Annotated in this window: 13 protein-coding genes; 9 read left to right on the plus strand and 4 right to left on the minus strand. The window is 67.6% G+C overall.

Annotated features, from left to right (window positions below):
• Positions 1–3: 3 nt before the first annotated feature.
• Complete coding sequence (locus tag M9945_RS13870; RefSeq protein WP_367945070.1) at positions 4–1,281, plus strand: TRAP transporter large permease; 1,278 nt, start codon at positions 4–6, stop codon at positions 1,279–1,281.
• 82 nt (positions 1,282–1,363) lie between these two features.
• Here the strand turns inward: M9945_RS13870 and M9945_RS13875 are convergent, their stop codons facing one another.
• From M9945_RS13875 to M9945_RS13890, 4 genes are all read right to left on the minus strand, one after another.
• Positions 1,364–2,578, minus strand: a complete 1,215-nt coding sequence (locus M9945_RS13875; RefSeq protein WP_367945071.1) for a CaiB/BaiF CoA transferase family protein — start codon at positions 2,576–2,578, stop codon at positions 1,364–1,366.
• 255 nt (positions 2,579–2,833) lie between these two features.
• Entirely contained in the window at positions 2,834–3,559 is a 726-nt protein-coding gene (locus M9945_RS13880) for an SDR family NAD(P)-dependent oxidoreductase (RefSeq protein ID WP_367945072.1), read from the minus strand.
• Positions 3,556–4,590: a TRAP transporter substrate-binding protein DctP gene (dctP, locus tag M9945_RS13885; protein WP_367945073.1), complete on the minus strand. Its 1,035-nt coding sequence runs from the start codon at positions 4,588–4,590 to the stop codon at positions 3,556–3,558. The genes M9945_RS13880 and dctP overlap by 4 nt, the downstream gene beginning before the upstream one ends.
• Before the next feature lie 55 nt (positions 4,591–4,645).
• Positions 4,646–5,056, minus strand: coding sequence for a PaaI family thioesterase (locus M9945_RS13890; RefSeq protein ID WP_367945074.1), 411 nt, complete (start codon positions 5,054–5,056; stop codon positions 4,646–4,648).
• 451 nt (positions 5,057–5,507) lie between these two features.
• On the opposite strand from M9945_RS13890, the gene M9945_RS13895 reads away from it, so the two are divergent.
• The 8 genes from M9945_RS13895 (at position 5,508) to M9945_RS13930 (ending at position 15,058) form a co-directional block, all read left to right on the plus strand.
• Complete coding sequence (locus M9945_RS13895) at positions 5,508–6,368, plus strand: N-acyl homoserine lactonase family protein (RefSeq protein WP_367945075.1); 861 nt, start codon at positions 5,508–5,510, stop codon at positions 6,366–6,368.
• Positions 6,369–6,429: 61 nt separating this feature from the next.
• A complete protein-coding gene (locus M9945_RS13900; RefSeq protein ID WP_367945076.1) occupies positions 6,430–7,563 on the plus strand; it encodes an NADH:flavin oxidoreductase/NADH oxidase in 1,134 nt (377 codons plus the stop codon).
• 13 nt (positions 7,564–7,576) lie between these two features.
• A complete protein-coding gene (locus M9945_RS13905) occupies positions 7,577–8,998 on the plus strand; it encodes an MmgE/PrpD family protein (RefSeq protein WP_367945077.1) in 1,422 nt (473 codons plus the stop codon).
• Positions 8,999–9,130: 132 nt separating this feature from the next.
• On the plus strand, positions 9,131–10,267 hold the full coding sequence (locus M9945_RS13910; RefSeq protein ID WP_367945078.1) for a zinc-binding dehydrogenase: 1,137 nt from the start codon (positions 9,131–9,133) through the stop codon (positions 10,265–10,267).
• 131 nt (positions 10,268–10,398) lie between these two features.
• On the plus strand, positions 10,399–11,853 hold the full coding sequence (locus M9945_RS13915; RefSeq protein ID WP_367945079.1) for an aldehyde dehydrogenase family protein: 1,455 nt from the start codon (positions 10,399–10,401) through the stop codon (positions 11,851–11,853).
• A gap of 182 nt (positions 11,854–12,035) precedes the next feature.
• Positions 12,036–12,791, plus strand: coding sequence for a FadR/GntR family transcriptional regulator (locus M9945_RS13920; protein WP_367945080.1), 756 nt, complete (start codon positions 12,036–12,038; stop codon positions 12,789–12,791).
• A 247-nt stretch (positions 12,792–13,038) separates the two neighbouring features.
• A complete protein-coding gene (locus M9945_RS13925; protein ID WP_367945081.1) occupies positions 13,039–14,277 on the plus strand; it encodes an acetyl-CoA hydrolase/transferase family protein in 1,239 nt (412 codons plus the stop codon).
• Positions 14,278–14,287: 10 nt separating this feature from the next.
• Positions 14,288–15,058 (plus strand): enoyl-CoA hydratase/isomerase family protein, encoded by a 771-nt coding sequence (locus M9945_RS13930; RefSeq protein WP_367945082.1) that lies wholly within the window; start codon positions 14,288–14,290, stop codon positions 15,056–15,058.
• The last annotated feature ends 19 nt before the right edge of the window (positions 15,059–15,077 follow it).

The raw sequence follows: 15,077 nt of genomic DNA on the forward strand, positions 1-15,077 counted from the left end.
CCCATGACCTTCGCCCTCGGCACAGTCTTTCTTCTCGCCTTCATCGCGCTGGGCATCCCCATCGGCTTCGCCCTCGGCCTGGCGGGCATCGCAAGCCTCGCGCTCCTGGTGCCGATCGATTCCATCCTCGCCCTGATGACCAAGGTCGTGCATGTCACGATCGGAAACTACCTGTTCCTCACCATCCCGATGTTCGTGCTCATGGCGGAGTTCCTGAGCACCGGGCAGGTGGCCGAGGATCTTCTGCTGGCGTGCAACCGGCTGCTGCGCAAGGTCCGCGGCGGCATGGCGATGGCGGTCATCCTCGCCGGGGCGGTGCATGCCGCGGTGACCGGCAGCAGCACGGCATCGGCCGCCAGCCTGTCGCGGGCGTCGTTCCCGGCCATGCGGCGGGCGGGCTACAGCCCCAGCTTCGCCGTCGGCACCATCGCGATAGCGGGCACGCTCGCGGTGATGGTGCCGCCGTCGGTCGCGTTCATCCTCTACGGATTGATGACCGAGACCTCGATCGGCAAGCTGTTCATCGCCGGCATCATCCCGGGGGTCATCACCGCCGTCGGCTATATCGTGACCATCTCGCTGGTCCTGTGGCTGAAGCCTTCGCTGGGCCCCGATCCGCAGCGGGAAATGGAAATCGCCGGCGCGGGGGAAAGGGGCGCGGTCTGGCCGATCGTCCTGCTGATCGCCGTGATCCTCGGCGGGCTCTATACCGGCGTCGCGACCCCGACGGAGATCTCCGCCATCGGCGCGCTGGGCGCGCTGCTGGTTTCCCTCGGCCTCCGGCGCATGACCCGGCCGGGCTTCGTCCATGCCGTCACCGGCACGCTGCGCATCACGGCGATGATCATGACGATCATCTTCAGCGCGCATCTGTTCGGATATTTCATCTCCTTCTCGCGCATCACCGACACCATGCTGCAATGGATCGCCGCGGCGGACCTCGCCCCGACGGCGGTGATGCTGCTGGTGGTGCTGCTCTATCTCATTCTCGGCATGTTCATGGACCAGGCGGCGATCATCATCCTGACCGCGCCGATCACCACGCCCCTGATGGTCGGGCTGGGCTACGATCCGGTGTGGTGGGGCGTGATCATCATCAAGACGGCCGAGATCGGCCTCGTGTCGCCGCCGCTCGGGCTCGTCACCTTCGTGGTGTCGTCCTCGTCCCGGACGGACCTGCGGTCCAGCTTCATCGGCGTGAGCCCGTATATCGCGACCGAGCTGGTGCTGCTCGGGCTGCTGATCGCCTACCCGCAGATCTCGCTCTATCTCGTGAACTGATCCGTTCGCGGCGCAACGAAAAATCGCCGTTCTTCGCGGAAGAACGGCGATCGGAACGTCGGGCCGGATCGGGGGCGGGCGGTCAGATCACGCCCTGCTGCCGCAACTGCTCGATCTCTTCCGCCGAATAGCCGAGCCAGCCGGCATAGATCTCGTCGTTGCCGGCGCCCAGCGGCCGGCTCGGCTCGATCGGCAGCCGGGGCAGGCCCCTGATGTTCAGGGGCGTGTGCATCAGGTTGACCGGGCCGAGCTCGGGGTGCTCGACCTTCTGCAGCGCGCCGCGCGCCAGCATGTTGGCATCGTTCATCACCTCGCCGAGCTTGCGCACCGGCGCGCAGGGAACGGCCCTGTCGAGCATCGCCTGCGCTGCGGCGTCCTTGCCTTGGGTCTTCATCCAGGTTTCGAGCAGCGCATCGACCAGCTCGACATTGATGACGCGCGCCGTGCGGGTCTTGAGGCGCTCGTCGTCCTTGAGGTCGGTCCGGCCGATCACCTCGAGGATCGCCTGCCAGTGATGGTCGGCCGGCGCGTTGACGACCACGTAGCCGTCCCGCGCCTGATAGGCATTGTAGGGCGCGACGCCGAGCCCACCATGGCGGTTGCCGGTGCGCTCGGGCGCGGTTTCGCCCCGCGCGTGATACATACCGTAATTGGAGGCGAGCGAGGCATAGGTCGCGTCCTGCATGCTCACCTCGACGATCTCGCCGACGCCGGTGCGCTCGCGGTGATAGAGCGCCATCATGATCGCCGAGAACAGGTGGATGCCGGCGAAGAAATCGCACAGCGCCGCGCCGGACTTGACCGGCGGGCCGTCCTGGAAGCCGGTCGAGTTGATGACGCCGCACATGGCCTGCATGACGAGGTCCATCGCCGGATAGTTGCGGTAGGGACCGTCGCTGCCGTAGCCGGAGCTGGAGCCGTAGATCAGGCGCGGGTTGATCTCGCGCAGCGATTCCGGCGACAGGCCCAGCCGCTCCATGACGCCGGGCGCGAAGTTCTCGACCAGGATGTCGGCCTTCTTCACCATCTCGCGCAGCAGGATCTTGCCGGCCTCGGTCTTCAGGTTCAGCGTCACCGGGGTCTTGTTCGAGTTCAGCATGGCGAAGGGGTAGGCGACGCCGCCGAGATCGCCGCGGCTGCGCAGGTTCTCGCCCGTCTGCGGCTCGACCTTGATCACCTTCGCGCCGCCCATCGCCATGAGGAACGTCGCGTAGGGGCCGTTATAGATCTGGGTCAGATCGAGCACCGTGATTCCCTCGAGCGGGTAGGTGCTGGCTATCTGGTCCTGGGCGCTCATCGTCATCTTCCCCAACGCTGCTGGACTGGTCGCGCAGTCGGCGCACGATATATCAATAAATCATCTATATAAATAGCGCTGGCCTGTCAATTGCGCTTTCCGGTGCGGCTGCGGCTGGGGTGGAATGCCTTGCGGCAGGGAACCCGGGGAGGGTCGAGAAGCGTGCCGCGACCCTCCAGTTCCGCTCTTCACGCCTTGATTCCCTTTCCGCGCCCATGCCCTTGTTCCGAAAGCGGTTCCCGCTTTCAGGGCGCTTCAGTGGAAGCTGCGCCCGCCATCCACCGCCAGCGCGGCGCCGGTGACGAAGGAGGCCTCGGCGCTGAGCAGGAAGGCGACAGCCGCCGTGATCTCCTGCGGGTCCGCGATTCGCCCGAGCGCATAATTGCCGGTGTTGTGCCGTACCCCGTCGGCCATGGCCGTGTCGACCAGGCCGGGGCAGACACAGTTCACCCGGATGCGCGGCGCGAGCTCCGCCGCCAGCGCCCGGCTCAGGTTGAGCACGCCGCCCTTCGACGCCGAATAGGCGGCCCGGTCGGGGCTGTTGGGCAGCAGCGCCTGGCCGGAGGCGATGTTGACGATCGACGCCCCTTCGCAGGCGGCGAGGTGGCTCATCGCCGCGCGGATGACGAGGTAGGGGCCGGTCAGGTTGACGTCGATCACCCGCCGCCAGGTCGCGCCGTCGACGTCGCCGATGCTGCCGCGCAGCATGATGCCGGCGGCGTTGACGATCCCGTCGATGCCGCCCATGCGCCCGGCCGCCGCGGCGATCGCGTCCGCGACCCCTTGCTCGTCCGTGACGTCGACGGCGTGGCCGGAGCAGCCCAGCTCCGCCGCGGCCGCTGCCAGCGGCTCTGCCTGCCGATCGAGGAGGGCGACGCTCGCGCCCTCGGCGAGGCAGCGGAGGGCGGTCGCCCTGCCGATGCCGGCGGCGCCCCCCGTGATCAGGACGCGCCGCCCGGCGAGACGCGAGGAGCCGCTCATTCGGCGAAGGTCGGCGTTTCCGCGACGATCTTCTTGTAGGCTTCGCCGACCTTGGCTGCCGGCAGGCCCCGGGCCTCAAGCCGCGTGACGAAGTCCTCCTCGACGCCCTTCATGCGCTCGGCGAGCGTCGCCAGCTCCTCGTCGGAATAGCGGTAGATGGCGATGCCCATCGCCTCGAACTCGTCGAGAAGCGATTTCTGCTCGTCGTCCATCAGCTGCGCCACGTTCGCCTCGATCTTGAGCGCGCATTCGTCGACGACGGCGCGGTTCTCCTGCGAGAGCGCCTCGTAATCCTCGAGGTCCATCGCCAGCAGCGTCGTGAAGGAGCCGAACTGGCCGTTGGCGCTGATCGATTTCAAGAGCTCGTGCAAGCTGTAGCTCTTGATGCTGGACAGGCCCAGCAGCGCCGCGTCCACGGTCCCGCGCTCGAGCGCGATGTAGATGTCCGCGGCGGGCATCTCGACCGGCGAGGCGCCGAGCTCCCGGATGGTCAGCGTGTTGGCGGAACCGGCTGTGCGGATCAGCCGTCCCTCGAACTTCGCGGCCGTGTCGATCGGATCGCTGCGCCCCAGAATCTGGTAGGGCGGGAAAAGATTGATGACCAGCGGCTTGAAGCCGTTCGCCCGCAGCTCCTCGGCCAGTTTGGGGATCTGCTCCAGCGCGGTGCGATAGGCGGCCACCATCTGCTTCGAGGTTTCGCCCATGTTCGGCAGCATGGAGATGCCGTTCAGCGGAAGCTTGTTGGTGACGTAGCCGATGGATACGGTCGAGACGTTCAGCAATCCCGTGTTCAGCGCGTCGAGCGTCGCCGTGGGGGCGGCGATCTGGCCGGACGGATAGTAGTCGAAGGTGATCGCCTTGCCGGTTCCCTCCTCGACACAGGCCATCCACGGTTCGGTCAGATCCTTGGAGATGAAATGGGTCGGCGAGAAGCCGTGGCCGACCATCATGGTCTCGGCCGAGGCGGCCGGCGCAGCCAGCGCGATGGATGTCGCCGCGGCAATGTATGTCAGGCAGGCATTGCGTTTCATCTTCTCCTCCTTCTCGCCCGCGTTTTCATCGACGGCGGGCGGGTTCCAGCTTCTGTCAGTGGATCGCGAGGAACGTGGCGCTGGCCGCGCCGACCATCCGTTCCTCGACATAAGCTTCGCCGCGCATGAATACCGCCCGGCGGCCGTCCTTGGTCACGATCGGCCTGATGCGGATGACATCGCCCACATCCACCCGGCGCAGGAACTCGACGGTCATCGAGCCGGTCGCGAAGCGCTCGCCGGGATGAAGGTCGCGCACATGCCTGCCCATCGCGCGGTCGAACAGCGACATGAGGATGCCGCCATGCACGGCGCCGCTCATGTTCCGGTGGACCGGAAGGGTGAGGATCGCGAGTTCCGCGCAGCCTTCGGCCGGGCGGGTATAAACGGACCCGATATGGCCGATGAACGTCTCGTCGTGCAGGACCCGCCAGCCCTCGTCGAGCAGCGCCTGATGCGTGCTCATCGGCTGTGCCCTTGGCGGCAGCGCGCCGTCGCGACAGGCCGCGTCGGGACGATCCGCGCATCTTCGGGAATCTCTGTCATCTCGCTCTCCCGGTTCGCGACCTCGCGGCGCGAACGACCCGGCCCGCGTCATCCGGACAGCCGTGGATTTCCTCGTGCCGAGCCTATGAGGGAGACGAGTTCTCTGTCAATCATCTATTTCATTTATGATATTCGACAAAGATCGGTGGCCGGCGCAAGCGTCGTCAAGTCTGATTTCTATGATCTAAATTATTTGACAATCCATTGAGGGCTGCCTAACCTGCCGCCGATCAAAGGCCGGGCGTGCGTGGCGCCGGGCTTGAGCTGTCCGGCGCAATGCCGGAAAGCAGGTGCCGGGCGGCCGGATGCCTTGCGGACGAAGGCCGGCCGGGCAGGCGCCGCAAGCAGGAACGCCCTTACTGGAGACCGTCATGCCGCAAGAGCCGATCCTTACCGCGCCCGACAGCGACCGTGACGACATCTATCACGTCTTCCAGCTGACCTACGCGCACATACCGCGCCGGCGGCACGAGAATTTCCTGTTCCGGGACATTCACGACGCGCCGATGCCGCTGCATTTCAATTTCTGGATCGCGCACAATCGCCACCGCACGTTCCTCGTCGATACCGGCGTCAACGCGCGCGCCGAGAAGGAGCGCAACCGGCCGCTGCTGTTCGATCCGATCGACGCGCTGGGCCGGCTCGGCATCGACCCGGACCTGATCGAGGACGTCTTCGTCACCCACCTTCATTACGACCATGCCGGCAACCTCGATCGCTTCGCCAGGGCGCGCTTCCACATCCAGGATGCGGAGGTGGCCTTCGCCACGGGGCGCTGCATGTGCGAGCGGCATATCCGCGCGCCGTTCGACGTCGAGGATGTCGTGACGCTCGTTCGCCACACCTTCGCCGAGCGTGTGGTCTTCCATGACGGAACCGGCCATCCGCTGCCGGGCGTGAGCCTCCATTCCTTCCCGGGCCATAGCGGCGCGGTTCAGGGCGTGCTGATCGACACGCCGCGCGGGCCGGTGCTGCTGGCGTCCGACGCCACGCACACCTACGCCAATCTTGCCCGGCGCTCGCCGTTCCTTCTCACGGTCGGCGTCGATACGACGCTGCGCTCCTACAGCGAGATGCTGCGGATCGCGAAGGGCGTCGAGTTCCTGATCCCGGGGCATGACCCGCTCGTCTGCGACTTCTACCCGGTTCGCGAATTCAACGGGCTTCCGCTGGCGCTCTTGCACGAGGTGCCGAAGCCGCACGACCTCGACATGCTGGCGCGGCTGGAGTGAAGGCCTCGCGGCGGCCAGCCGGCATGGGTGAAACGGGACTAGAGCATATGGAGAATCCGGAATGAGCAAGCTGTTCGAGGGCTATCGGATCGGCGGCGTCGCGTTGAAGAACCGGATGATGGTCTCTCCGATGTGCCAGTATTCGGCCGTCGACGGCGTTGCCCAGCCCTGGCACCGGGTGAATTACGGCCGCTACGCGATAGGCGGGGCGGGGCTCGTCATGGTCGAGGTGACCGCGGTCAACCGGCAGGGCATGGGAACGCATGGTGACCTCGGCCTGTGGAACGAGGCCCAGCAGGAAGCTCTCGCCGAGGTCGCGCATACCATCGACACGCTCGGCGCGGTGCCCGCGATCCAGATCGGCCATGCCGGGCGCAAGGGATCGGCCCAGCGGCCGTGGGACGGCGGCAGGGCGCTTTCCGACCTCGACATCGCCGAGCGGGGTGAAGCGCCGTGGCAACTGGTCGGGCCGTCTGCGATCGCCATGGCGTCCGACCGCCCGGCGCCCGCCGTGCTCGACAAAGAAGGCATCGCCGCGATCCGGCAGGCTTTCGTCGATACGGCCCGCAGGGCGGTGGCGGCCGGCTTCAGGGCGATCGAGATCCATTCCGCCCATGGCTATCTCCTGCATCAGTTCGTCTCGCCGCTCTCCAATCACCGGCAGGACGAGTATGGCGGCAGCCCCGAGAATCGCTGGCGCCTGCCGCTGGAGATAGTTCGCGAGATCAAGGCGATCCTGCCGTCGGACGGCGCGCTGCTGGTGCGGGTTTCCTGCTCCGACGGAGCCGACGGCGGCAACGAGCTGCCCGAGACGATCGCCTATGCCGCCGCGCTGAAGGAGGCGGGGGCCGAGGCGATCGACTGCTCCAGCGGCGGGATATCCGGCCGGGCGAGCGCCAACCGCCTCGCGCGCGGGCTCGGGTTCCAGGTTCCCTTCTCGGCCGCGATCCGCAGGGAGGTCGGCATCCCGACCATCGGCGTCGGCCTGATCCTCGACGGGCCGCAGGCGGAAGCCGTGCTGCAAGCCGGGGATGCCGACGTGATCGCAATCGGCCGCGCGGCGCTCTACGACCCGAACTGGGCGCTGCATGCGCAGGAGGCGCTGGAAGGGCCGGGCTTCGCGCATTGGCCGCCGCAGCACGGCTGGTGGCTCCAGCGCCGGGCCGAGCTGCTCGACAGCATCGCGGCGTCCTGAAGGGAGAAGGCCGATGGCAGTCGAGGGCAGTGCGGGACAGGATCGCGCGACAAGCGATTTTTCCCAGGAATTCAGCGACTTCGCGGCGAATCTTTCCGTCGCGGACCTTTCGCCCGAGGTTATCGACGCGGCGAAGGCCAACATCTTCGACACGATGGCCTGCGCCACCGGCGGCTATTCCGCCGACGGCGTCCAGGACCTGGCCGGGCTGGTGACGGACTGGGGCGGCAAGCCCGAGGCGACCATCTGGTGCACGGACAGGCGCGTCCCCGCGCCCACGGCGGCGTGGGTCAACGGCATGATGTCCCATGCCCGGGATTTCGACGACACGCATGACGCCGCCGTGCTCCATGCCGGGGTGTCCGTGATCCCGGCGGCGGTCGCGGCGGCGGAAGTCGCGCCGGAGGCGACGGGCGCGGATCTTGTCGCCGGCGTCGTTGTCGGGCTCGAGCTGATCTCACGCCTCGGCATGGCGACGACGGTCGGCATCATCGAGAGCGGCTACATGTACACGTCGCTGTTCGGCCATTTCGCCGCCACGGCCGCGGCCGCGCGCGTGCTGCGCCTCGATGCCGGGCAGATGCGCAACGCCCTCGGCATCGCCTACAGCCAGGCGGCGGGCAACCATCAGGTGACGCGGGACGCGGCCCTGACCAAGCGCGTCCAGCCCGGCTTCGCCGCCAAGACCGGGCTGATCTCCACCGCGATGAGCCGGATCGGCATCCGCGGCGCGCAGCAGACCTTCGAGGGGATCGACGGTCTCTTCCGCACCTATTTCCACGATCGCTACGATCCGGCGCGCCTGCGCGAGGGGCTCGGGACGACGTTCGATTTCGTCGATCTGAGCTACAAGCCCTATCCCTGCTGCCGCTTCAACCACACGGCGATCGACGCGGCGCTGGCGCTGCGTCCGCGGATCGGCGATCCGTCGGCCATCAAGGCGATCCGCGTCGGGGTCAACAATCAGGCCTACGAGGCGGTCTGCACACCGCCCGACATACGCCGCGCGCCGCGCACGGTGGTGCAGGCGCAGTTCTCGATACCCTATACGGTTGCCGCGGCGTTGGTCACCGGCGGCGTCGGGCTGAACGATCTCTCCGAGGCCGCCCTGTCGCGGCCGGAAATCCTCGCCCTTGCCGCCCGGACCGAATGCAGGGTCGACGACGGGATCGAGGCGGCGTGGGGTCGCACCATTTCACCGGCCCATGTCGAGGTCGAGACCGAAAACGGCACCTTCTCGCATCGGATCGACTATCCGCGCGGCCATGTCCGCAACCGGATGACGCGCGCCGACTTCGAGGCCAAGATGGCGGGCTGCCTCGCCGCCAGCGGCCTCGACTGGCCGGCCGACACGGTCGCGCGGTTTCGCGCCATCGTCGACGGGCTGGAGCATGCCGCCTCCGGCAGGAGCGTTCTCGACGGGCTGAGATGCTAGGGAGCCGGAAGGTCTGCCTTCCGCCCGCCCGTTCATATCGGGACGGTTGCCAAGGTTTGTTTTATCATCTAGATGATTATGATATGCTGTGCGCTTCGCCGAAGGCGGGCGTGTTGATCGAGAGGCTGTGACATGAAAATGACGGCTGCCGTGATGTACGAGCAGGGCCTGCCTGCGCCGTACGAGAAGAGCGAGCCCTTCAGGATCGAGGAAGTGGATCTGGAAGGCCCCGGGCCGGGCGAGGTGCTGGTGGAGGTGCGCGCCGCGGGCCTGTGCCATTCGGACCTCAGCCAGGTGAAGGGGTTGCGCAAGCGGCAGCTTCCCGTCGTCGGCGGGCACGAGGCCGCCGGCATCGTGCGCGAGGTCGGCGCCGGCGTTTCCGGCCTGTCGGAAGGCGACCATGTCGTGATGACGGTCGTCGCCGGCTGCGGCACCTGCGTGCGCTGCCGCTCCGGCCGGCCGGCGCTGTGCGAGGCGGTGACGCTGCCGCGGACCAAGGGCCTGCTCGCCAACGGCCAGCGCCGCCTCAGCCGCAACGGCCAGCCGATCTATCACTATTCGGGCGTGTCGGGCTTCGCCGAATATGCCGTCACCATGCCGGCCTCGCTGGTGCGGATCGATCCGTCCATCCCGCTCGACGTCGCGGCGCTGTTCGGCTGCGCCGTCGTCACCGGCGCGGGCGCGGTCCTCAACACAGCGCAGGTGCAGAGCGGCGCGTCGGTCGTGGTCGTCGGCCTCGGCGGCGTCGGCCTGAACTCGATCATGGCGGCGCGCATCGCCGGGGCCTCGATCATCATCGGCATCGACACGCGGCCGGACAAGTTCGCCATCGCCCGCGAGCTGGGCGCGACCCACACGCTGGACGGGAACGACGGCGACCTCGCCGCGCAGGTGAAGGACCTGACCGGCGGCGGCGCGGATTTCGTGTTCGACATCACGGGCGCGGGGCCGGTCATGACCTATGCCCCCGAGATGCTGCATCCGGGCGGGCAGGTGATCTGCGTCGGCCTCGGCGCCTCCGATACGCGCCACGACTACAACCACGCCGCGCTGGTCAGCCAGGAGCGGGCGATCCGCGGCTCGTTCATGGGCAGTTGCGTGCCCGACCGCGACATCCCGCATTACATGGACCTGTTCTCGGCGGGGAAGATGCCCGTCGACCGGCTCAAGAGCCAGGCGATCGGCTTCGATCGCCTCAATCTCAGCCTCGACCTCTTGAACGGCGGCGACGTCATCCGGCAGGTGCTGCTGCCGCACGGCCGGCTCTAGATCGTTTCACCGTTTCACGGAAACGGTGAAACGATCCATCTCTTTGTTTTTACGCAATTCCGGACGCAAAACCGCTTCGCACTTTTGCTGGAATTGCTCTAGCGCGCGACCACGATTGGAGGAACCCGGAAATGGACAGCTCACATGGCGCGACGACGGTCCGCACCCAGCTTCTGATCGACGGCGAGGACCGGCCCGGCCGGGGCGAGCGGCTGAAAGTGGTGAACCCGGCGACCGAGGAGGTCGTCGCCGATTTCCAGGGCGCCTCGGCGGAGCAGGTCGACGAGGCCGTCCGCGCCGCGCGCCGCGCGTTCGATGAAGACCGGAGCTGGCGCGACCCTGCGCTGCGCCGCTCCGTCCTGCTGAAATTCGCCGACCTGCTCATGGAGCGCCGCGACGCGCTGATGGATCTGTTGATCAGCGAGATCGGCACGCCGGCGAATCTCAAGCCGAATCATATCGATACGCCGGCAACCTTCATCCGCTGGTTCGCCGAGCAGGGCGTGCGGGATTTCACGCGCAATCTCGGCTTCAACGCCACGCGCACGGCCACGAGCTATGTCGCCTACCGCCCGGCCGGCGTGGTGGCGGCGATCACCGCCTTCAACTATCCCATCCTGATCGGCGGCACGAAGGTCGGCGCGGCGCTTGCCGCCGGCTGCACGGCGGTGCTGCTGTCCTCGCCGCAGGCGCCGCTGACCGTGCTGAAGCTCGGCGAGCTGGCGCGCGAGGTCGGCATTCCGCGCGGGGTCCTCAACATCATCGCCGGCGGCGTCGAGGCGGGCAGGGCGCTGACCGAGCATCCGGGCGTCGACAAGGTCAGCTTCACGGGGTCGGTCAATGTCGGCCGCCAGGTGATGCAGCAGGCCGCCGGCGGCCTGCGCGACGTCGTGCTGGAGCTCGGCGGCAAGTCCGCCGCGATCATGCTGCCCGGCGTCGACCTCGAGCGCTACGCCTTCCAGCTTCATGCGCGCTACGCGCGCAATGCGGGGCAGGGCTGCGGATCGCCGACGCGCATCCTCGTCGAGGAGTCCCGCTATCGGGAGTTCTGCGAGCTCAGCCGCAAGGCCTACGAGAAGATCAAGGTCGGCGACCCGCGCGACCCGTCCACCATCCTCGGGCCGGTCGTCAGCGCCGCGCAGCGCGAGCGCATCGAGGCGATGGTCGCGCGGGCGGTGGAGCAGGGCGCGGAGATCATCGCCGGCGGCGGGCGGCCCGACATGCCGAAGGGATGGTATCTTAACCCCACCCTGGTGGGCGGGCTGGACAATTCGAAGGAGCTGGCGCGCCAGGAGATATTCGGCCCCGTCTCCGTCGTCCTGACCTATCGCACGGTCGAGGAAGCCATTCGCATCGCCAACGATTCCGAGCTGGGACTGAAGGCCTACATATTCGGCCCGACCGCGGAATGCCTGAAGCTGGTGCCCGAGCTGCGGGTCGGCACGGTGCAGGTCAATGGCGGCAGCCCGCTGCGGCCCGACGCGCCGATGACGGGATACAAGCATTCCGGCCTCGGCTCGGAATGGGGCGAGGACGGCCTGCGCGAGTTTATGCTGCCCCAGCATATCGACGTGCCTGTGGCGTGAGGAACGTCCGTGCCGCCGGGGAGGGCTTTCGGCGGCAGCGGCCGGGCCTACTATCGCTTCGGACGCCGAAATGAGCTGTTTCATTTCTATGATTATCGTAGGAAGATCGGGAGGTGATACGAATCGGACTTCCCGCGGATGAAGGTGCCCTTTACGCTCCGGGGCGACAGCATGGAGGGAACATGAGCAGCATCGAGACCATGATTCCAAAGAACAAGTCCGAACATGTCGCCCAGCTTCTCCTCGAGCGGATCATCACGGCAAATCTCGAGCCGGGCAGCAGCTTCGGCACCGAGGCCGACCTTCTGCAGCAATTCTCGGTCAGCCGTCCCACCTTGCGGGAAAGCCTGCGCATCCTCGAGGCGCAGGGCGTGCTGGAATTGCGCCCGGGGCCCAAGGGCGGCATCATCGTCACCAAGCCCGGAATGGACGTGCTGGCGCATGCGCTGTCGGTCTATCTTCGCCTGCACGGCGTTCCGTTCATCACCGTCCTGAAGGCCCGCGAGGTCATCGAGCCGGCGCTTGCCGCCGAAGCCGCCTCCGCCCGCACGGAAGAGGATCTGGTCAGGCTCCAGGATTCCGTCGACCGCCTGAAGGAAGCCACCACCGAAGCCGAGTTCCTCAAGGAGAACCGCCGCTTCCATTCGCTGGTGGCGGAAGCCAGCCAGAACAAGGTGCTGATGATCTTCTGGTCCACCATCAGCATCCTCGCCTCGGGCGAGCAGCACGGGATCACCTATACCTCGACGCATCAGCACCATGTCGCGGAGGCGCATCAGGCCATCGTCGACGCCATCCGCGCCGGCGACGAGTCGCTCGCGTCGGAGCGCATGGGCTCGCACGTGCAGGAATTGCAGCACCTCGTGCGCAAACGCTACCAGCATCTCCTGTCGCGGGCGACGGACGTCATTCCCCGTCAGGGCCGCCGCGTAGACTGACGCCTTCTCCGGCGGTCCAGCTCCGTTCCCGCATCCGGACGGCTTGCCCGCGCCGGCGGCGCGGGGCTTGCGACGCCATTCCGGCCATATCCCCCGATTGTGCCCGTTCGCGCCCGGATTCGGGATTGACCTTGTCGTAACTTATTTTATTGATATAGATGATATTGGAGATATGGAGCGATCCTGCGGATCGGTCCCGTTTGAATCGGATGACGACGTGAAGCCGAGTGCGGAGTTTGATTTTTCGGTGGTTCTTCGTGCCGGCGACCATGTGGCGTGGCCGCAGGGGCCGGGCGAGCCGGTCGGGCTGACGCACCGGTTGATGGAGCAGCAGGGAGCGCTTCCGCGCGTCACGCTGGTCGTCGGCATGGTCACCTCGAAGACGCTGAATGCTCCTTCTGCGGCAGGCTTCGACTATCTGTGCCTGAACGGGGCGGGGGACGCGCGCAAGGCGGCAGCCTATTCCGGCAACCGGATCGTCCCCGCTCATGTTTCCGCGATCCCCGGCCTGATCGCCGCGCGCCGCATCCCCGTCGATGTCGCCCTCATCCGGGCGAGGCCGACCGACGATCCCGAGATGCTTTCGCTCGGGGTGATCTGCGACTTCGTCCACGAGATGGTGGCGGCGGCGCGCGTCGTCGTCGCCGAGATCGACGAGCGCATGCCCCTGACCGGACAGGACGCCCTGATCCCGCGTAGCCGCATCACCCATTTCACCCATGCCGACCGCGACGAGCCGCTGCTGCCGGACCCCGAGCCGTCCGCGCTCGACCTCGCGGTGGCGCGGCGCGTCGCCGAGCTGGTGCCGGACCGCGCGACGATCCAGATCGGCATCGGCACGATAGCGGCGGCCGTCTGCGCCGCGCTGAAGGATCATCGCGGCCTCGGCCTGCACAGCGGCGTCATTCCCGACGGCGCGGTCGCGCTCATCGAGACCGGCGCGGTCGACAACCTGCACAAGGGGGTGGATGCAGGGGTGACGGTGACGGGCGGCCTGTTCGGCGGCCGGAGGCTGCTCGATTTCGCCGACGCCAACCCGGCCGTCGCCCTGCGCCGCGCGACCTACACCCATGCGCAGGCGACGCTGTCGCGGCTGGCAAATCTCCACACGATCAACTCCGCCATCGAGATCGACCTTTCCGGCCAGGTCAACGCCGAGCTGGCCGGGGAGCGCTATGTCGGGGCCGTGGGCGGCCAGGTCGATTTCGTCCGCGGCGGCCGGGCCGGCGCGGGCGGGCGCTCGATCATCGCGATGCCGTCGGTGACGCCGGACGGGAAGCGCTCGAAGATTGTGGCGGGCCTCGGCGGCCGGCCGGTGACGACGGCGCGCTCCGACGTCGACCTCTTGGTCACCGAATACGGGTCCGCCGACCTGTGGGGGCTCGACCTCAAGGCGCGCGCGGCGGCGCTCATCGCCGTCGCGCATCCCGATTTCCGCGACGAGCTCGGCCGCGCGTCCGGCGTCTCGGAACGATTGTCTGGCTGAGGGAAGGCGGATGTCGGATCAGCTCATCATCGAATGGCCGGAAGCCGGTATCTGCGTGCTGCGGATGAACCGGCCCGAGAGCTACAACGCCCTCAGCCGGTCCTTGCTGGCGCAGATGATCGAAGCGGTCGGCTCGGCGCCCGCTCACGGCGCGCGCGTGCTGGTGCTTGCCGCCAACGGCCCCGGCTTCTGCTCCGGCGCGGACCTGAAGGAACGGCGCGGGCTGTGCGAGGACGAGAAATACGCGCATAACCGGCAGATCAACGCCCTTGCCAACGCGATCGCGCAATCGCCGCTCTGCACCATCGCCGCCATCGGCGGGCTGGCGCTCGGCGGCGGGCTGGAGATCGCGCTCGCCTGCGACCTGCGGTTCGCTGCGGCGGGCGTCTCCATAGGCCTAACCGAAACGCGGCTCGGCATCATTCCCGGCGCCGGCGGCACGCAGCGGCTTCCCCGCGTCATCGGCGCCTCGCGCGCGCTCGAGCTGATGTTCGCGGGCGAGCCGATCCCGGCCGCGAAAGCCGGCGAATGGGGCCTCGTCAACGACGTGGTGGCGCCGGAGCGGCTGATGGAGCGCGTCCTCGACTATGCGCGCCTTGTCGCGCGGCGCTCGCCGCGCACCGGCGCCATCCTGAAAGAGGTGGTCCGTCGCGGCCTCGAATCCGATCTTGCCGGCGGCCTCGACATCGAGCGGGAAGCGATCGTCGACCTGCTGAAATCCGAGGATTATGCAGAAGGTCTCGCCGCCTTCGCCGAGAAGCGCACGCCCGCATTCAAATAGGTCCCCGCCGCCCGGGCCG

The sequence above is a fragment of the Aquamicrobium sp. genome, from assembly GCF_023954335.1.
Lineage (GTDB): Bacteria > Pseudomonadota > Alphaproteobacteria > Rhizobiales > Rhizobiaceae > Aerobium.